This is a genomic window from Streptomyces sp. NPDC001599, assembly GCF_042893535.1.
In the GTDB taxonomy this organism is placed as follows: Bacteria; Actinomycetota; Actinomycetes; order Streptomycetales; family Streptomycetaceae; genus Streptomyces.
On the sequence record NZ_JBIAVA010000003.1, the window covers coordinates 130,455 to 148,272 of the forward strand.

The 17,818-nt window shown below is 70.3% G+C and carries 18 protein-coding genes; 12 read left to right on the forward strand and 6 right to left on the reverse strand.

The window, feature by feature from the left end; translation table 11 throughout:
• Window positions 1–36: 36 nt before the first annotated feature.
• The 3 genes from ACFYZ3_RS09345 to ACFYZ3_RS09355 all read right to left on the reverse strand — a co-directional run bounded on the left by ACFYZ3_RS09345 (window position 37) and on the right by ACFYZ3_RS09355 (window position 2,166).
• The gene (locus ACFYZ3_RS09345; protein WP_381731653.1) at window positions 37–840 is read right to left on the reverse strand and encodes a hypothetical protein; all 804 of its coding nucleotides are present in this window, start codon (window positions 838–840) and stop codon (window positions 37–39) included.
• Window positions 841–945: 105 nt separating this feature from the next.
• Window positions 946–1,605, reverse strand: coding sequence for a Crp/Fnr family transcriptional regulator (locus ACFYZ3_RS09350; protein ID WP_381731655.1), 660 nt, complete (start codon window positions 1,603–1,605; stop codon window positions 946–948).
• A 42-nt stretch (window positions 1,606–1,647) separates the two neighbouring features.
• Window positions 1,648–2,166: a hypothetical protein gene (locus ACFYZ3_RS09355; RefSeq protein WP_388514985.1), complete on the reverse strand. Its 519-nt coding sequence runs from the start codon at window positions 2,164–2,166 to the stop codon at window positions 1,648–1,650.
• Between the two features lie 550 nt (window positions 2,167–2,716).
• Here ACFYZ3_RS09355 and panD point away from each other — a divergent pair.
• The 3 genes from panD to ACFYZ3_RS09370 are packed head-to-tail and all read left to right on the forward strand — an operon-like array spanning window position 2,717 to window position 4,232.
• Window positions 2,717–3,136 carry an aspartate 1-decarboxylase gene (gene panD / locus ACFYZ3_RS09360; RefSeq protein ID WP_388514986.1) on the forward strand — a complete coding sequence of 140 codons (420 nt, stop codon included), beginning with the start codon at window positions 2,717–2,719 and terminating at the stop codon, window positions 3,134–3,136.
• Window positions 3,137–3,188: 52 nt separating this feature from the next.
• A complete protein-coding gene (locus ACFYZ3_RS09365; protein ID WP_361015104.1) occupies window positions 3,189–3,533 on the forward strand; it encodes a GNAT family N-acetyltransferase in 345 nt (114 codons plus the stop codon).
• Window positions 3,534–3,563: 30 nt separating this feature from the next.
• Window positions 3,564–4,232, forward strand: coding sequence for an aspartate/glutamate racemase family protein (locus ACFYZ3_RS09370; protein WP_388514988.1), 669 nt, complete (start codon window positions 3,564–3,566; stop codon window positions 4,230–4,232).
• A 439-nt stretch (window positions 4,233–4,671) separates the two neighbouring features.
• Here the strand turns inward: ACFYZ3_RS09370 and gndA are convergent, their stop codons facing one another.
• Window positions 4,672–6,111 (reverse strand): NADP-dependent phosphogluconate dehydrogenase, encoded by a 1,440-nt coding sequence (gndA, locus tag ACFYZ3_RS09375; RefSeq protein ID WP_388514989.1) that lies wholly within the window; start codon window positions 6,109–6,111, stop codon window positions 4,672–4,674.
• Window positions 6,112–6,428: 317 nt separating this feature from the next.
• Here gndA and ACFYZ3_RS09380 point away from each other — a divergent pair, with 317 nt between their 5' ends.
• Window positions 6,429–7,712 (forward strand): transglycosylase family protein, encoded by a 1,284-nt coding sequence (locus tag ACFYZ3_RS09380; RefSeq protein ID WP_388514991.1) that lies wholly within the window; start codon window positions 6,429–6,431, stop codon window positions 7,710–7,712.
• Here ACFYZ3_RS09380 and ACFYZ3_RS09385 read toward each other — a convergent pair.
• The gene (locus ACFYZ3_RS09385; protein ID WP_388514992.1) at window positions 7,702–8,934 is read right to left on the reverse strand and encodes a DMT family transporter; all 1,233 of its coding nucleotides are present in this window, start codon (window positions 8,932–8,934) and stop codon (window positions 7,702–7,704) included. The two genes, ACFYZ3_RS09380 and ACFYZ3_RS09385, sit on opposite strands and share 11 nt — an antisense overlap.
• A 453-nt stretch (window positions 8,935–9,387) precedes the next feature.
• Entirely contained in the window at window positions 9,388–10,299 is a 912-nt protein-coding gene (locus tag ACFYZ3_RS09390) for a LysR substrate-binding domain-containing protein (RefSeq protein WP_388514994.1), read from the reverse strand.
• Between the two features lie 219 nt (window positions 10,300–10,518).
• On the opposite strand from ACFYZ3_RS09390, the gene ACFYZ3_RS09395 reads away from it, so the two are divergent.
• From ACFYZ3_RS09395 to ACFYZ3_RS09430, 8 genes are all read left to right on the forward strand, one after another.
• A complete protein-coding gene (locus ACFYZ3_RS09395) occupies window positions 10,519–11,253 on the forward strand; it encodes an SDR family NAD(P)-dependent oxidoreductase (protein WP_388514995.1) in 735 nt (244 codons plus the stop codon).
• A gap of 66 nt (window positions 11,254–11,319) precedes the next feature.
• Window positions 11,320–11,943: an NADPH-dependent F420 reductase gene (locus ACFYZ3_RS09400; RefSeq protein WP_388514996.1), complete on the forward strand. Its 624-nt coding sequence runs from the start codon at window positions 11,320–11,322 to the stop codon at window positions 11,941–11,943.
• A gap of 110 nt (window positions 11,944–12,053) precedes the next feature.
• Window positions 12,054–12,956: a TIGR03619 family F420-dependent LLM class oxidoreductase gene (locus ACFYZ3_RS09405; RefSeq protein WP_388514998.1), complete on the forward strand. Its 903-nt coding sequence runs from the start codon at window positions 12,054–12,056 to the stop codon at window positions 12,954–12,956.
• Window positions 12,957–13,011: 55 nt separating this feature from the next.
• The gene (locus ACFYZ3_RS09410; protein WP_388514999.1) at window positions 13,012–13,635 is read left to right on the forward strand and encodes an NADPH-dependent F420 reductase; all 624 of its coding nucleotides are present in this window, start codon (window positions 13,012–13,014) and stop codon (window positions 13,633–13,635) included.
• 67 nt (window positions 13,636–13,702) lie between these two features.
• The gene (locus ACFYZ3_RS09415) at window positions 13,703–14,713 is read left to right on the forward strand and encodes an SDR family oxidoreductase (protein WP_388515001.1); all 1,011 of its coding nucleotides are present in this window, start codon (window positions 13,703–13,705) and stop codon (window positions 14,711–14,713) included.
• A gap of 42 nt (window positions 14,714–14,755) precedes the next feature.
• The gene (locus ACFYZ3_RS09420) at window positions 14,756–15,448 is read left to right on the forward strand and encodes an NADPH-dependent F420 reductase (RefSeq protein ID WP_388515969.1); all 693 of its coding nucleotides are present in this window, start codon (window positions 14,756–14,758) and stop codon (window positions 15,446–15,448) included.
• 19 nt (window positions 15,449–15,467) lie between these two features.
• Window positions 15,468–16,601: an epoxide hydrolase family protein gene (locus ACFYZ3_RS09425; RefSeq protein WP_388515003.1), complete on the forward strand. Its 1,134-nt coding sequence runs from the start codon at window positions 15,468–15,470 to the stop codon at window positions 16,599–16,601.
• 108 nt (window positions 16,602–16,709) lie between these two features.
• Window positions 16,710–17,807 (forward strand): (2Fe-2S)-binding protein, encoded by a 1,098-nt coding sequence (locus ACFYZ3_RS09430; protein WP_388515004.1) that lies wholly within the window; start codon window positions 16,710–16,712, stop codon window positions 17,805–17,807.
• Window positions 17,808–17,818: the final 11 nt, after the last annotated feature.

Here is a 17,818-nt window from a genome sequence, read left to right on the forward strand (position 1 = left end):
CTTTCGATGCGGCTCGGTGCGAGGGCACGGGTACGGTCAGATCCGGCGCCGGTCGATGCGCATCGTTCCGACCGTGTTGATCACGGTGGTATCGGTCATTTCGCCGTTGAACTGGAAGATGGCGCCAGTCGGACTGTTTGAACCGGCCGACGACGTCGGCGCGGCTGTTCCACCTCCGCCTCCGAGGGGCTCCGGGCTGATGAGCGGTGCGAGGGCTTGCGGTGTCATCTCGGGTACGAACAGCCAGCACGGCTCCTCGAATGTCTTGCCGTGCACCCGCGCCGTGGCACGAAGGAAGCGTTCCTCGTCGAGGTCCGGCGTGCGTCCCGCGCGGATGGTCCGCCGGAACGCCGCCTCCGAGACGACGGCGGCCAGAAAACCGCCTCGGTGTTCCCGGGCCACGGTGAGGCCCGCGCGCACGACCTGGCTGTCGAGCAGTCGGCACACCTCGTTGATGGCATCGCCACGATGGTCGAGCAGGGAGAGCGGGCCGACATGCACAGCGGCACGCAGTCGGATCGCGGGTGCGTTGGCGAGCCGTTCACGGTCGTAGCGGACGAGCGCTGTGTGCAGGTGTTCCAGCACCGGGTCGACCAGCCGTGCGATGTCCTTGGCCGGCATGACGAAGATGGCTCCATCTCCGGTGTCCTTGAATGCACCGGGCCGGTCTCGTGGATCCTGCAGGCCAACGTGGGTCAGCACATTGGTGAGGACGTCATCCAGATCGGAACGGACGGGCGCCATCTTCGCTTCCGGAATCTGGCTGTAGCCCTGCATATCCACGGCCAGGAGCGCCTGCTCCGGTGGCACGTCGACGGACGAAGGTGAGGCATTGGGCACGCTGTCACCGACCTTTCGGTCACGACGGAAGAATCGAGTGCCCCATGCTGATCGGCCCGGGCACGCTCTGGTGCCCACTACTGGGCACCGCCCGGGTGCGGCCGGTCACATCGTGCTGCGGGCGTGGGCCGTGATCGATGTGATGTCGTGGATCAGCAGTCCGCCGCCCGGATCCGTCTCCAGCCAGCCCTCTTCCCGCCACGGCTTGATCGCCGTACCGACGGCGTTGCGGGACGCACCGATCATCTGGGAGAGCTCTTCCTGAGTCAGTCGGACACTGACCGCTGGCTGACTCGTTGCAGCGGCATCCACGAGTCGGCGAAGGGCACCGGCCAGGCGTACGGGAACACACGCGGTGGCGAGTTCGAGCCTGACGGCCTCGGACTCCCTGACCCGCGCGATCGCATGGCGTAGCAACGGGTTGAGTAGGCCGTTGCTCTCGACAAATGAAAGGAAATCGGGAGCCGGAATGAGATGCACGTGGCAGGATTCCGCAGCGATCACAGAAGCCGAGCGGGGCTGCGCATCCAGGACGGCCAGTTCGCCGAGCAGTTCACCAGGGCCGCGTATCGCGAGCAAGGCCCGTTCCCCGTTCGGCCCCGTCAACGTCACGAGGGTCGACCCCGAAGCCAGCAAGACCACATGGGTACCGGGATCCCCCTGCCGCAGGAGGACGCTGCGGGCCGGGCGCACCCGCATGGGAGCAAGGGCACGCAACTGCGACCACAGACTCTCGCCGATCACTGCCAGGTGCGACTGATACATATCCCCCCAAACGTAGGGACTAACCCATAGAGGATGAGATTTTCAGGAGGCGAGGAAGGTGAGCAACAGGACCAATCCGGCCACACTGATTGCGGCCACGGTGAGATCGACGGCCACCTTGACCGCCCGGAACTTTCGGCGCGCAAGGGTGGTCAGGGCGGCCTCACGTTCAGGTATCTCGGCGCAGCTCACCGGATGTGGCGGTAGGGCTGCCGACGAGTGCCTGCTTCCGCTGCCTCCGCCGACGAACTCCTCACGCCAAACGAGCCCGTCGTCCTTCGGGAAGATGGGGCGCAGGGCCATCAGTGCGAATACCAGGGCTGCCCCGAGCAGTGCGCCCACTAGCGCCACAGCCACGCTGAGCATGTGCGACGAGTTCACCGGTGCGGACAGCGCCGTCCCTGCCGTGATCGCAAGTAGGGCACCGGCTACTCCACTCAGTGCTGTTGCTTTCGTATCCGCGCGCTGCACCTCGACGAACATCCTGTTGCCATCACTCGCAGGGACGCCGGTTGTTGTTGAGACGTGCAGCGGGACGTTCTGCGACTCGGGTTCTTCCACTGCCTACTCCTTGTCGTTGCCTTGCGGCTTGGAGTAGCAGTCTGGGCAGGCGGCCGGAACGCAGCTGCCCACCAGGTGGTAGCGATCGCGATCGATCGGTCACAGTCGGGAGCCTGGTTTGGTTTAGAGCACGAGGCCGCCTGGATCGAGTGCTCCACAGGCGTCGGTGGGGCAGCCAGTGGCGAGGGTTCACCGACCGCCTAATGCTTTGGGACCGGATGAAGCCCCAGGCTGCCGGGTTCGTTGAACGACTTCCAGGTCGATGCAGAGGATGGCTCCGTGCTCAACGCAGTGCTTACCTGGTGCATCGTCAGGTAAGTCAGCATCTGGTCAGCATGAGTCCTCGCATACTCCGAGGCAGGTGCTTGAGCGGGTTCTTGGACGGCGATGGCAGAACAGCCGGTTCTACGCGGAAGCGCAGGTGGGGAACCTTCTCACCCAAGGGGGATCGATGTTCCTCAGTATCTTCGAGTGTGAGGATTGTCGGTGTACAGTGAACAACGCCCCTGACCTGCAGAAAGCGGCGGGGAGCCGTCACAAGGAGTCCAAAGTGCTGCGCACTGTTCTCAAGTCCAAGATCCACCGCGCCACCGTCACCCAGGCCGACCTGCACTACGTCGGTTCGGTGACCATCGACGCGGATCTGCTGGACGCCGCCGATCTGCTGCCCGGTGAGCTCGTGCACATCGTGGACATCACCAACGGGGCCCGGCTCGAGACGTACGTCATCGAGGGGGAGCGCGGGTCCGGGGTGATCGGGATCAACGGGGCCGCGGCGCACCTCGTGCACCCCGGTGACCTGGTGATCCTCATCAGCTATGCCCAGGTCGACGACGCCGAGGCCCGGTCGCTGCGGCCCCGGGTCGTGCACGTGGACGGCGACAACCGTATCGTCGCCCTGGGTGCCGACGCGTCCGAGCCGGTACCGGGCTCGGACCAGGAACGCAGCCCTCAGGCCGCGTCGGCCTGACGTACCGGTGTACTGAACTGCTGACCCCGCGGGGGACAAGGAGCGTGTGGCCGTGAGCGACATCGAGATCCGTGACGACCGGACGGCGGGGCGGCTGGAGGCGGTCGCGGCCGGAGAGGTCGTCGGCCGCATCGAGTACTTCGAGCTCGATGCCCCCGAGCGGGCCCTCGTCCCCGTCCACACGATCGTCGAACCGGCCCACGAGGGCCAGGGCATCGCCGGTTCCCTGGCGCGTGAGCTGTACGGGATCGCCCGACGGGAGGGCGTCACCGTCGCCCCGCTGTGCCCGTACGTCGTGAAGTGGGCCGAGCGCCACCCGGACGAGGCACCCGCCGCCGACCCGGAGCTGCTGCGCGCCGCCAAGGAGTGGCTCGTGGCGCATCCCGAGCTGTTCTGACCGCGGACCAAGAGAGACGGGGGGACGTGCGTGCTGGCGCTCTTGCACACCTCGGCCGTTCACGTTCCGGTCTTCGACGCGCTGCGTGACGCGGCGCACCCGGGCCTTGAACTGCGGCATCACATCGACGCCGGGCTGCTGGAGCGGGCCCGGCGGGACGGGCCCGAGGCGGTGGCCGCGTCCGTCGCGGCCGTGCTGACGCGGGCGGTGGCGGAAGGGGCGCGCGCCGTGCTGTGCACCTGCTCGACCATCGGTGGTGTCGCCGAGGCGGCAGCCGCCGTGGCCGGCGTGCCGGTGCTGCGCGTGGACCGGCCCATGGCCGCCGCCGCGGTGGCCGCGGGTCCGCGTGTCCTCGTCCTCGCCGCTCTGGAGAGCACGCTCGCGCCGACGGCGGCACTGATCGAGGAGGAGGCACGGCGCGCGGACCGTCCCGTGGAGGTGCGGACGCGGCTGGTGGACGGTGCCTGGGCGCGGTTCGAGGCCGGTGACGGCGAGGGCTATCTGCGCCGGGTCGCCGAGGCGGCCGACTCCGTGACCGGCGCCGACGTGATCGTCCTGGCCCAGGCGTCCATGGCGCCGGCCAGGGAGGCGACCCGGGCCCGTGTCCCCGTGCTGGCCAGCCCGGCTCCGGGACTGGCGGCCGGGGCGGCGGCCGCACGGCTGGGCCACTCGGGTCCGGCGGTTCCTACGGCCGAGTGAGTGGAGAGGCGGCCGTCGGGTAGGCGGGGGACAGGTCCAGAGAGCCGACGTCGACCGACTGGCCGGAGGACAGCGCCATGACGAACCCGTATCCGGATCCCGTCCCGCCCGGGCCCACTCCGGGACCCACTCCTGGTCCGGACCCGGAGCCCCCACATCCGCAGCCGGATCCGGCCTCACCACCGGTCCCCGGTCCGGAGCCGACCCCTCCGCCGCCGCCCCCGGGCCCCGGCCCGGAACCCACACCTCAGCCGCCGGGCCCCGGCCCGCAACCCACGCCCCAGCCTCCGGGCCCCGGCCCGCAGCCGCCGCCCGCCCCTCCCGGTCCCTCGCCGTCGCCGATCCCGCCGGGGCCCGAGCCCGTGCCCGACCCCGAGCCGGGGCCGCCCCTCACCTGAGCGAGGGGCGGCACACGCCGGGACGGGCCCAGAGGGAGGGGCTACGCCGTGACCTCCGACCGGTCGCCGCCCCACAGCGTGTGGAAGGCGCCGTCCCGGTCCGTCCTGCGGTACGTGTGCGCCCCGAAGAAGTCCCGCTGTCCCTGGGTCAGCGCGGCGGGGAGCCGCTCGGCGCGCAGGGCGTCGTAGTAGGCGAGGGCGGCGGAGAAGCCCGGTGTCGGCACGCCCTGCCGGGTCGCGGCGACCAGGACCTCGCGCCAGTCGTCCTGCGCCGCGGCGATCTCCTGGGCGAACGTCTCGTCCGACAGCAGGCTCGGCAGGTCCGGCCGGGCGTCGTACGCGGCCCGGATGCGGTCCAGGAAGGCCGCCCGGATGATGCAGCCGCCCCGCCAGATCGCGGAGACCGCGCCGAGATCGATGTCCCAGCCGTACTCCTCGCTGCCCGCAGCGATCTCGTGGAAGCCCTGCGTGTACGACACGATCTTCGAGGCGTACAGCGCCTGCTCGACGCGGTCGGCGAAGGCGGCCGCCTCCGACTCGCCGAGCGGGGACGCCTTCGGGCCGGCCAGGCCGCGAGAGGCGTCACGCAGCGCCGCGTGGCCGGACAGGGACCGCGCGAAGACGGCCTCCGCGATGCCCGACACCGGCACGCCCAGGTCCAGCGCGATCTGCACCGTCCAGCGGCCGGTGCCCTTCTGCTCCGCCTGGTCGACCACCACGTCCACGAACGGCTTGCCCGTCTCCCCGTCCACGTGCGACAGCACCTCCGCCGTGATCTCGATCAGGTACGAGTCCAGGCGGCCGGTGTTCCAGGTCCGGAAGATCTCCGCGATCTGCGCGGGGGAGTACCCGGCGACGTCGCGCAGCAGCTGGTACGCCTCGCCGATCAACTGCATGTCGGCGTACTCGATGCCGTTGTGCACCATCTTCACGAAGTGCCCGGCGCCGTCCGGACCGACGTGCGTCACACAGGGCGCCTCGTCCGCCGCCTTCGCCGAGATCTTCTCCAGCATCGGGCCCAGGGACTCGTACGACTCCTTCGAGCCACCCGGCATGATGCTCGGCCCGTGCAGCGCGCCCTCCTCGCCGCCGGAGATGCCGGTGCCCACGAAATGGATGCCCTGCTCGCGCAGTTCGCGCTCCCGGCGCCGGGTGTCCGCGAAGTGCGCGTTGCCGCCGTCGATGATCATGTCGCCGGGCTCCAGGAGCGGGGCGAACTCCCGGATCACCGCGTCGGTCGGGTCACCGGCCTTCACCATGATCACCAGGCGTCGCGGGCGCTCCAGCGCGGCCACGAACTCCTTGGCGGTCTCGGTCGCGACGAAATCGCCCTCGCTCCCGAACTCCTCCACCAGCGCGTGCGTGCGCGACGCGGTCCGGTTGTGCACCGCGACCGTGTAGCCGTTGCGGGCGAAGTTGCGGGCGAGGTTGCGGCCCATGACCGCGAGACCCGTGACGCCGATCTGCGCTGTAGTGCTCATTGGGTTGGCTCCTAGTGACCTTGGTGTCCGTGGTGCCCTGTGTAGGTGGTGCCGGTGCCCGCCAGTATCGCCGGTTTCGCCGCTCGACCATGCTGACGTGCCGGGACGCACGCCGCACTTTCTGCTTCCCGTTCTCGCCCCGGAACTTCAGTACGGGCGGAAGGGGCCGGGTGCCTCAGCGGGGTGACCTCTCATCCGGCCAACGGCCACCCGTTCCCGGCCACTCGGGGTGACCAACCGGCCGGTTGCCGTCTTGTCATGGCCTGTTCGCGGCGCTTACTTTTGCCCCTCCTGACGCAATGTCGAGGGGGACCTCCATGGCCGTACGCGGCCGGCACCGCCGGTATCAGCCGAACAGGATCAACCGCGCCTCACTGACCGTCACCGCGGGGGGTGCGGGACTGGCCCTCCCCCTCGTCGGCACCGGCACGGCCCACGCGGCCGACGTGGAGACCTGGGACAAGGTCGCCGCCTGCGAGTCCACCGACGACTGGGACATCAACACCGGCAACGGCTACTACGGCGGCTTGCAGTTCACCCAGTCCACCTGGGAGGCCTTCGGCGGCACGCGGTACGCCCCGCGGGCCGACCTGGCCACCAAGGAACAGCAGATCGCCGTCGCCGAGAAGGTGCTGGACACGCAGGGCCCCGGCGCCTGGCCGGTGTGCTCGGAGCGGGCCGGACTGACCCGGGGCGGCGACCCGCCCGACATCCGGCCGGCCGGGTCCGCGGTGCCGGCGCAGGAGAAGCAGAAGAAGTCGGGCTCGGTGAAGGACGTCCAGCCGCAGACCACCCCGCAGTCCCGGGCGGGCAAGGCCCGGATGTACACGGTGGTCACCGGCGACACCCTCTCCGGCATCGCCGACACCCATGAGGTCCGCGGCGGCTGGCAGCGCCTGTACGAGGCCAACCGCAGCGCGATCGGCTCCGACCCCGACCTGATCCTGCCCGGCCAGCGCCTGTCACTGCGGGGCCAGGGGACCACCAAGGCGTCCGGCACCGAGGCGGGAAGACGGCAGGACAAGCAGCAGAAGCAGCAGCGGAAAGAGCAGAAGCAGGAGCGGAAGCAAGAGCAGAAGCAAGAACCGAAGCAGCAGAAGCGGCAGGAGCAGAAGCACCAGGAGCAGCGGAAGGCGCCGAAGGAGTCGTCCTCCGACAGCGGCAAGGCCAAGGCGGCCGGCAAGGCCACCGCCGACCGAGCCGTCGTGGCGCCCGTCGACGCCGCCACCGGCACGCCGTACCACCAGGCGGGCTCCTCCTGGTCCAAGGGCTACCACACGGGCGTCGACTTCCCCGTCCCCACCGGCACCTCCGTCAAGTCGGTCGCGGACGGCCGGGTGGTCAGTGCGGGGTGGGGCGGTTCGTACGGCTACCAGGTGGTGGTCCGGCACGGGGACGGCCGCTACTCCCAGTACGCGCACCTCTCGGCGATCTCCGTGAAGAGCGGTCAGTCGGTGGGCGTCGGTCAGCGCCTCGGCCGGTCCGGCTCGACGGGCAATGTCACGGGCCCGCATCTGCACTTCGAGGTGCGGACCGGGCCCGGCTTCGGTTCGGACGTCGACCCGGTGGCGTACCTGCGGGCCGGCGGCGTCAGGATCTGATCCGGACCCGTCGGGGGTCGAGCACGGACGGCGGGACGAACGGACCGCCGTAGAAGGGGCCGTAGAGGAACGTCGTGTCGTCGCTCTCCTCCGGTATCCGGGATTCGTACGCTTCCTCGGCGGGGGCGGCGTCCGGGACCGGCGGTGCCACCGGTGACGGCACGAAGACCTTGTCGGACAGCCGGGCCGCCTGCGGTACCGGTGCCACCGGCTCCCGGCCCGGGACGCCCTCGACCGGCCCAGCCGCGTGCACCGGCCCAGCCCCGTGCACGGGCGCGGGCGCCTGCACGGGCTCGGCCTCGGGCGCCGCGGTCCCGATCGCTGCCGCCCGGGCCTCCGAAAGGGCCACCGTCTCCCCGGCCAGGGCCGTGGACCCGTCGGGGTCGGCGCCCTCCCTCGCGATGCGCTCCGTCGTCAGCATGATCAGTCCACCGGCGGCCACCACACCGCAGCTCAGGGCGAGGACGGTACCGGCCGTGCCGTAACGGAACGTCTCGCCGAACATCGTGATGCCGACGACGGCGGCCACCACCGGGTTCACGACCGTCAGCGTGGCCAGCGGGGCGGCGAGACCGGCGCCCCGGTAGGAGGCCTGAGACAGCACCATGCCTGCCGTGGCCAGTACACCGATCACGGCCAGCGACGGCAGATCACCGGCCGACACCCCGCCGTTCCAGTCGACCGCGACTGTCTTGGTGAAGACCGAGGACATTCCGAACGCTATGCCGGACGCGGTCGCCAGCAGGATGCTGCGGACCGCCGGGTGACGGTGCGCGGCCCGGCCGGCGATCATCAGCGCGACGATCGCGCCACCGGTGACCAGCGCCGACCCGACCCGCTGCGCCGTGTCCAGCGACTGCGCGTCGGAGGCACCGACCAGGGACAGCAGACCGGCGAGACCCACCGTGGCCATCAGCGCGCCCCGCCAGGCCGTCGCACCGGCCCTGCGGCCCACGAAGAGCGCCGCCATGGGCAGCGCGAAGACGATGGTGAGCGCTCCCAGCGGCTGCACCAGACTCAGCGGACCGAGCGCGAGGGCGACCACGTGCAGCAGACCGCCCAGGCCGTTGAGCGAGACCGCCGCCCACCAGGCGGGCCGGCGCAAGGGAGCGTACTGAGCACCTGGGGACGACGCCGCGACCTGCTCCTGCACGATCGCGCCGCCCGCGTAGGCCACGGCGGAGACGAGCGACAGCAGCACGGACAACGCGAGGGCGCTCATCGGCTGCTCCTCTGCGTGAGGCGGGGGCGCTGGGCCCGGCGCGGCGAACGGTCGTCATCCATGCACAACACGATGCCGTCTCAGGGTCTTCCCGTCGTCGTCCCTGAGCATTCTTTGGGTCCTACTACCGATGGAGTACGACGGCGCCGCCGTCCTCCCCAGGGTGGGCGACTTGGGTCCCCGACCCCTGACCCGGCCTCGGTTTCCGCCGGTCAGCGACGCGGCGAGTGGGATGCCCGGTCCGTCGACGACGAGGACGTGGTCCGGCACCACCAACTGCACCCGGGTCGGCGCCGTCGACTGCGCCCGGACGACGAGTACCGCGACGCCTCCGAGACCGAACGGCGCGACCGAAGAGCATTTCGACAGCCGAGCCGAATGTTGCATCAGGCCACGAACGAACAGGACATGCGGGTACAGGAGGCCGGGTCCGGCTGATTTCGGCCGAGCTGCTCAGTCGCGCTTTGAAGCGGCGTCGCTCGCAATTCGCCACATTTCGTAGTTCCCGCATTCTGCCGTGATCTCGGCCGTCGTCTGGGCCGCGGCAAAGAAATTTTCGGCCACCGGTGAGGTGCGCGATGCCGCCATTGCGACACATACCTGGTCGGGCGCCAGGTCCGGGACGAGCACGTAGCTGATGTCCGGACGTGAGAAGAACACGGCCTCCGAACGCCCCACGAACGAGATGCCGCGGCCGGCCGCGACGTGCTCGAGCTTCTCCTCCACGCCGCGCACCCGGAGTCCGGAGTCCGGGTGGGGGCGCCGGGTGGGCTGCGTACTCGCGTCGGCATGCCAGATCAGCGGCTCACCGGCCAGGTCGGCCTCGGTGACCTCATCCTTGCCGGCCAGCCGGTGACCGGCGGGCAGCGCCACCATGAGGGGCTCGGTGTAGAGCGGAGTCAGGCGCAGGCCTGTCTCGGCGACGGGCAGCCGTACATAGGCGACGTCGACGCGGCCGTCGAGCAGCATCGAGGCCTGGTCGTCCCATTCCATGCGCTGCACGTCCACGACCACGTCCGGATGCTGCGCCTCGAACACCCGCGTCGCCGGGATGACCGGGACACCTGCCCGGAAGCCGACCACCAGCCGCTGGCCGCCGCGTTCTGCCACGGTGACCCGGCGCCGGACCGCGTGCGCGGAGGCGAGCAGCGGACCCGCGTCGTCCAGCAGCTGCCGGCCCGCGTCGGTCAGCGTGACGCCGTGACTGTCCCTGGTGAACAGCGAGGCGCCGAGATCCTGTTCCAGTGCGCGGATCTGCCGGCTGAGCGCCGGTTGCGCGATGTGCAGCTCATCGGCGGCGCGGCCGAAGTGCAACCGGTCGGCGACGGCGACGAAGTAGCGCAGCTTGCGCAGGTCCAGATCCATGGGGCCTCCCGGTCCGGCAATGCCTCAACGGTATCACCGCGGTTGAAACAGGTCTTGGACACATGATCTGGCCGGTGCCATCGTTAATCGGGCCGGGAAAACTCGGTACAGGAATTCCGGAACGGCATTTGGCAACGGGGTTCCAACCAGGAAGAGCGCATCAAGAGTTGGGTCCTTTCCGTTCCCGTTTCGGAAATCTGTTAATTCAAAGGAGTGGCTGTGGGAAAGCTCGATGGCAAGGTAGCGGTGATCACCGGTGGATCCACCGGCCTGGCACTGGCCGGGGCCCAGCTGTTCGTCGCGGAAGGAGCGTACGTCTTCATCCAGGCCCGACGGCAGGAAGCCCTGGATGAGGCCGTCAAGCTGATCGGCCGCAACGTCACCGCCGTCCAGGGTGATGCGTCCGATCTCGACGACCTGGAGCGCCTGTACGACACCGTCAAGCAGGAGAAGGGCTCGATCGACGTGCTGTGGGCCAGCGCCGGGTTCGGCGAACCTGCGGCCCTGGGCGAGATCACCGAGGAACAGTTCGAACGCTCCTTCTCGCTCAACGCCCGCGGCACCCTGTTCACCGTGCAGAAGGCCCTGCCGCTGATCAACGACCACGGCTCGATCCTCATGACCGGTTCCAACGCCTCACTCGGCGCCTTCCCCGGCTGGAGCCTCTACGCGGGCAGCAAAGCCGTGCAACAGGCATGGGCCCGTGTGTGGCTCAACGAGCTGCGCGACCGCAAGATCCGGGTCAACGTCCTGACCCCCGGACAGGTCGCCACCGCCAAGCAGGAAGAGCTGTTCGACGAGGCGACCAGGGCTTCGTTCGAGTCCCTCATTCCCCGCGGAACGATGGGCCGTCCCGAAGAGATCGCCAGCATCGCCCTGTTCCTCGCCTCCGACGACTCCAGCTACGTCAACGGCCTGGAACTGGTCGCCGACGGTGGCACGACCGCCATCTGAACCACACGAACGAGTCGTAGCGGCGTCTCAGGGACGGGCGCCTCAAGAAAGAAAGAGGCACAGCTCATGAGCAGCATCACCTTCATCGGTGCGGGAAACATGGCCCGCACGATCGGCACGCGCGCGGTAGCGGGCGGCAACGTCGTCGAGATCATGGCACGCGATCAGTCCAAGGCCGACGCCCTGGCCAAGGCTCTGGGCAGCGGCACCACGACAGGCAAGTGGGACGCTGTCCCGGCCGGGGACATCGTCATCACGGCCGTGTTGTATGCCGGTGTCGTCTCCACCGTCGCCGAGTACGGAGACGCACTCGCGGGCAAGACCATCGTCGACATCAGCAACCCCTTCAACGCGGCGTTCGACGGCCTGGCCCACAGCGGGCCGACATCGATCGCGCAGGAAATCGCCAAGGTCGCCCCGGCCGACGCCAGGGTCTTCAAGGCCTTCAACACCATCTTCCGCGGCGTCCTGGAGAACGGCCGGCCCGACGTCTTCTTCGCCGGCGACGACCCGCAGGCCCAGGCGGACGTGGCGGCGTTCATCGAGAGCCTCGGACTGCGCCCGATGCATGTCGGCGGCCTGAAGATGGCGCACTGGCTGGAAGGCGCGGGCGTGCTCACGGTAGGCCTCGCGGGCAACGGAGTCGGCCACGGAAACTTCGCCCTCGGCGTCAACGAAGTCATCGGCTGAGCGGTCGGCGGACGGAGCGCGGTGCGCTCTGACGGGTTGATGGACCGCCGACTGGCAGATGTCGGAAACGGACAGTGGCGAAGAAGTGTCGCCCGAGGAGGCTCATCGCAATGCAACTCGGTTTCATGATTCCCCTTGTCGGGCCCTCCGTCAGCGACGCCTTTGCCCTGAGTGCCTTCGTCCGCGGACTCGAGGACCTTGGCTACGACGCCCTGTGGGTCGGCGATCGCCTGGTCACGCCCGTCGATGTGGGCAGTGACTATCTGGCCCGAGGGCCGCAGATGGCCCGCTCCTTCGACCCCGTGCTGCTGTTGACCGTCGCCGCGGCGGCGACCGGCCGAGTGCGCCTGAACACCAGCACGCTCAGCACGTTCTACTACGAGCCGCCGCACCTGGCCCGGCAGCTGACCACGCTCGACGTGCTCAGCGACGGCCGCCTCGGCGTCGGTGTGGGACTGGGGTGGATGAAGCAGGAGTACGACGTCGCCCGCAACGCGGACTGGCGGCGGCGCGGCAAGATGCTCGATGACACGCTGGCGTTCTTGCACGCGTGGTGGACGACCAGTCCCGTCTCCTGGGACAGCGAGTTCTTCACCATGCCACCGGTCCACGCCGGTCTCCGGCCGGTCCAGGCGGGTGGGCCGCCCATCTGGATCGGTGGTGCCAGCGAGGCCGCGATGCGCCGAGTCGGCCGCAGTGGGGTCGGCTGGCTCGGGGTCGAGGGGCCGGCGCCCGCCGCGTCGATCAGCAGTCAGGACGAGGGCGCAAGCCGCCTGTGGTCGATCGCGCGGCGAGCGGCGGAAGACGCCGGCCGCGATCCCGACGCGCTCAAGACGGCCATGCGGATCAACCTTGAGCCGGGCACGTCCGTCGAGTCGGTCGCGGACCAGCTGAAGCGGTACGCCGACTCAGGCGTTGACGAGGCGTACTTCGATGCCTTCGCGATGTTCACCGGCCTGGACCAGCTGCTCGACTTCGCCGCCCAGGTGATCGAGCGCACCGGCCGGTTGTGACCACCCGAGAAACGACCATCCGAGAAACGACCACCCAAGAAAGAGAGCACTCACCATGAGTAGCATCAGCTTCATCGGCCTCGGGGGCATGGCCCACGCCATCGCCGCACGCGCGGTCTCGGGCGGCCACTCCGTCGAGCTCATCGGCCGCGACCCGGCCAAGGCGAAGGGCCTGGCCGCCGAACTCGGCGGCGGTGCCACGACGGGGACGTTCGGCACGGTCCCCGCGGGCGACATCGTCGTCCTCGCCGTGCCGTACACCAGCGCTGTGCCCGTCGTCGCCCAGTACGGAGACGCCCTGGCCGGCAAGGTCATCATCGACATCTCCAACACCTTCAACGCCGACGCCACCGGGCTCGTCACCCCCGACGGCACATCCGGTGCGCAGGAGATCGCCAAGGCGGCCCCGGCGAGCGCGCACGTCGTGAAGGCGTTCAACACCGTCTTCGGCCACGTCCTGGTCCAGGAGCGACCGTTGGACGTGTTGTTCGCCGGAGACGACGCGGGCGCCAAGGCGAACGTGTCGTTGTTCATCGAGAGCCTCGGACTGCGCCCGCTCGATGTCGGCGGCCTGGAGATGGCTCGCTGGCTGGAAGGGGTCGGGCCGCTGCTGATGGGCCTGGCCCGCAACGGCGCGGGCACCTTCGACGTCGCCCTCGGCGTCGACTTTCCCGGCTGAGCGCACCCCACACCAGCCCTTCTTCCGCCGTACCACTCACGCCACATCACTCACCAGGAGGAGTACGATGCACGTCTTCGTCACCGGCGGGACCGGCCACTCCGGTTCGCACATCATTTCCGAACTCGTCGCCGCAGGGCACGAGGTGACCGGCCTGGCCCGGTCGGACGCGGCCGCGGCGACCCTGTCCGCGCTCGGTGCGAAGGTCCACCGCGGCGACCTCCAGGACCTCGACGGGCTCAAGGAGGCGGCTGCGGACTCCGACGGCGTCATCCACGTCGCGCACCGGCAGGACCTGCTGCCGTCCGGCGGGATCGACGCCGTGGCCGCCGCCGAGCTCCCGGTCGTGCTCGCCTACGGCGAGGCACTCGCGGGAACCGGAAAGCCGCTGGTCGCGGCAGGGAGCATCGGCTCGCCCGGGACCGGACGGTATCTGGGCCGGCCCTCCACCGAGGAGGACCCTGCCCTCCCCGTCGGCGATGAGCACAAGGGCACCCTCCGGGCCCGTAACGCCGTCGAGACCACGGTCATCGGCCTCGCCGAACGGGGAGTGCGGTCTTCCGTCGTGCGGATCGCCAACATCGCCCACAGCACGGCCGATCGTGCCGGTTTCCTCCCCACCCTGATCGCCCTGGCGAAGGAGAGAGGCTTCGCCGGGTACCCCGGGGACGGCTCGAACCTGTGGAACGCCGTGCACATCCGCGACGCCGCTTCCCTGTTCCGCCTGGCGCTGGAGAAGGGCCCGGCCGGCAGCTACTGGCACGCGGTCGAGGACGGGGGCATCCCGGTCCGCGAGATCGCCGAGGCCATCGGCAACCGCCTGGGTCTGCCCGCGGTGAGTGTGCCGCTGGACGAACTGATGCTGCCGGGACACTTCGGGTTCCTCACCAACATCGTCACGCAGAGCTACCCGACGTCCAACCTCATCACCCGCAAGACCCTCGGCTGGGAACCCGCCCAGCCCCGCCTCCTCGCCGACCTGGACAACGGCCACTACTTTCCGTCAACCGACGTCCCCGCCATCCGAGGGCACGTCCAAAGGCAGGAACCTCTTCGCAACGAGTCCCGCTCGTCGTGAGGACAAGGCTCCTATGGAGGGATGTTCGAGAACATGACAACTGTGGGATTCATCGGAAGCGGGTCCGTCGGCAGCACGATCGCACGGCTCGCTGTCGCGGCCGGACACCGGGTCGTGCTCAGCAACTCGCGCGGTCCCGGGTCGCTCGCGGACACGGTCGCGGAACTGGGGCCCCGGGCGTCGGCGGCGGCGAGCGAGGAGGCCGCGGCGGCCGGTGACATCGTCGTGGTCACGGTGCCGGTCACGGCCTTCCCCGACCTGCCCGCCGCACCGCTGGCCGGGAAGACCGTCATCGACACGTGCAACTACGGCCCCGAGCGCGACGGGCACATCCCCGAGCTCGACGGCACGTCGCTCACCTCGAGCGAGCTGCTGCTGCGATACGTCCCGGACGCCATCCTCGTGAAAGCCTTCAACAACATCTACTTCAAGCACCTGCTGTCGCTCGCCCGCCCGGCGGGGGCGACCGACCGCTCATACCTGCCGATCGCCGGGGACTCCGCGCCGGCGAAGGCGGCAGCCACCGAGTTCATCGATTCCATCGGGTACGGCGTGGTGGACGCGGGACTCCTGGCCGACAGCTGGCGGCAGGCGACGGGCACACCGGTGTGGGGGACCCCGTACGGGCCGCCCTCGAACGAGATGGGCCGGCCGACCGGTCCGGGCGTCATCCGCGCGGCACTGGCCAACGCGAAGCGCCAACCGCACGAAGCCGGCCCAACGACCAGCGCGTGAGCACGACCAGGAGAGGCACATGACCGCACCGTCGCCCGTGATCGCGGTGACCGATGCAGAACTCGAAGACCTGCGCGCGCGGCTACGCGCCACCCGGTGGCCCACCCGGTGGCCCGTCGATGGCTGGGAGGCGGGCGCCGACACCACTGAGGTGCGCCGCCTGGCGGAGTACTGGGCCACCGGCTATGACTGGCGCACCCACGAGGCGGGGATCAACGCCCTGCCGCACCACACGGCCGTCATCGGCGGCACGCCCGTCCACTACCTCCGGTTCGACGGCGAGCGGCCCGGCGCCCTGCCGATCGTTCTGACCCACGGCTGGCCCAGCACCTTCCTGGAGCTCACCGACCTCGCCCGGCGTCTCGCGGAGCCGTCGAAGCACGGGGGCGACGCGTCCGACGCGTTCACGGTCGTCGTCCCCTCGCTGCCCGGCTACGCGTTCTCGCCACAACGCCCGGCCCTCCCGCCGACGCTCCAGACTCACCAGATCTGGCACCGGCTCATGCGGGACGAGCTCGGCTTCGACCGGTACGCCGCCCATGGCGGTGACCTGGGCGCGGGGATCACCTCGCGCCTGGGGGAGGCCTACGCGGAGTCGTTGGCCGGCATCCACCTGCTCGCCGTCGCCGAACCCCAGGAGTACGACGCCACCAGCCTCACCCTGGAAGAACAGGCATACCTCGACCAGGTCGCCACCTGGAGCGCGGAGGAGGGCGGCTACCAGCACCAGCAGAGCACCCGCCCGCTCACCCTGGCCCACGCCCTGTCCGACTCTCCGACCGGCCTGCTGGCCTGGATCGTCGAGAAGTACCGCGCCTGGAGCGACTCGGGCGGCGACCTGTCGTCCCGGTTCACCGACGACTTCGTCCTCACCCAGGCGTCCCTGTACTGGTTCACAGGCACGATCTCGACGTCGTTCCGGCCCTACCACGAGTACGTCCGTGGCCTGACCCGGCGCGTCGAGAAGGTCGACGTACCCACCGCCGTCGCCGTCTTCCCCGCCGACCTCACCCGGCCACCGCGCTCCTGGGCCGAACGCACCTACAACATCACCCGGTACACGTCGATGCCACGCGGCGGGCACTTCGCCGCCCACGAAGAGCCCGAACTGCTCGCCGACGACATCACCAAGTTCTTCCGCGGACTGCGCTGACCGGCTCCGACAAGAACGGCTGATCATGATGCCGTCGGGGCGTTCTGCGCTCGTATGTCCGGGGCCGGGAAACCGCCAGTCGCGGCCGTGAATCGTGGGGGATGAACTGTGGTCGCCGATCGAGCCGTTGCCGCCGAAGCCGCCGCCCGTTCCCAGTCCGGCTGGTTCTTCGACCGCGGCTCGATCAGCAGCCCCGGACCAGACCGGTGCCGCCACGTCCAACGGCTTGGCCAGGAACTCCTGGGGGCACTGATACTACTGCTCTCCGTGGACCTCGACCCCGCCCTCTCCGCCCTCCGCCCGCTCGGCGGCTTCTTCGTCCTGCACGCCCCGCCTCCGCTGCCGTCGGGGCGGACCGCCGAGGCTGCGCCCCTCGCACACGCCTACGCACCCGGACACGTGAACGCGGCGGCGGACGTTCAAGTTCCGGTTCACCGCTCCGACCCGCTGGACCGTCGCGTGCGCAGGGTCGCCAGCGCGCTCGGCGCCCCCGAGATTCGGGTCGCCGCCTCCGTCGCCCAGCAGGGACTCGCGGCCCGCCTGTGGTCGGTGACCCTGGCCTGCGCCGTCCTGTACGGACATGTCCCGGACCTCGACCCCCGCCTGCTGCACTGGGACCCCGAGGCCACCGCACCCGACGACCTGTGGCTCACCGAGGTGCGCGCCCGGCCGGGGGACGGCGGCACCGTCGCGGACGTCGTCCTCACCACCCACCTGGGCCCCCTCACCGAGGCCGTGCACACCCGCTACGGCGTCGCGACCGGACTGCTGCGCGGCAACGCGGCCTCCGCCCTGGCCGGCGCCGGCCGGGAACTGGACCGCTGGGCCCGCCGACACGGCCGTACGGACACCGCTGCCCGCGCCCGGTCGCTCACCGCCGGGCTGCTGGCCCACCCCCTGCTCGCCGGCACCGGGACGCTCACCGGCACGTCCTTCCGGCGCCGCAGCTGCTGCCTGTACTACCGGGTGCCGGGCGGGGGCGTCTGCGGCGACTGCTGCTTCCCGAGTCCGCCGGGACCCGCCCGCTCGCCACGCCCGCCGGAGCCCGCCCGCTCGCCACGCCCGCCGGAGCCCGCCCGCTCGCCACGCCCGCCGGAGCCCGCCCGCTCGCCACGCCCGCCGGAGCCCGCCCGCCCGCCGGAGCCCGGCAGCTCCCCGCCCCCTCCGCGCCCTCCGCGCTCTTCCCCAGGCGCCCGCTCTGGGTGACCATGAGGGAA

Coding starts and splice junctions, on each gene's coding strand:
- ACFYZ3_RS09350 (WP_381731655.1), bottom strand. CDS start 1,605: ATGTATCAGTCGCACCTGGCAGTGATCGGCGAGAGTCTGTGGTCGCAG.
- gndA (WP_388514989.1), bottom strand. CDS start 6,111: ATGAGCACTACAGCGCAGATCGGCGTCACGGGTCTCGCGGTCATGGGC.
- ACFYZ3_RS09380 (WP_388514991.1), top strand. CDS start 6,429: ATGGCCGTACGCGGCCGGCACCGCCGGTATCAGCCGAACAGGATCAAC.
- ACFYZ3_RS09385 (WP_388514992.1), bottom strand. CDS start 8,934: ATGAGCGCCCTCGCGTTGTCCGTGCTGCTGTCGCTCGTCTCCGCCGTG.
- ACFYZ3_RS09390 (WP_388514994.1), bottom strand. CDS start 10,299: ATGGATCTGGACCTGCGCAAGCTGCGCTACTTCGTCGCCGTCGCCGAC.
- ACFYZ3_RS09400 (WP_388514996.1), top strand. CDS start 11,320: ATGAGCAGCATCACCTTCATCGGTGCGGGAAACATGGCCCGCACGATC.
- ACFYZ3_RS09405 (WP_388514998.1), top strand. CDS start 12,054: ATGCAACTCGGTTTCATGATTCCCCTTGTCGGGCCCTCCGTCAGCGAC.
- ACFYZ3_RS09410 (WP_388514999.1), top strand. CDS start 13,012: ATGAGTAGCATCAGCTTCATCGGCCTCGGGGGCATGGCCCACGCCATC.
- ACFYZ3_RS09415 (WP_388515001.1), top strand. CDS start 13,703: ATGCACGTCTTCGTCACCGGCGGGACCGGCCACTCCGGTTCGCACATC.
- ACFYZ3_RS09425 (WP_388515003.1), top strand. CDS start 15,468: ATGACCGCACCGTCGCCCGTGATCGCGGTGACCGATGCAGAACTCGAA.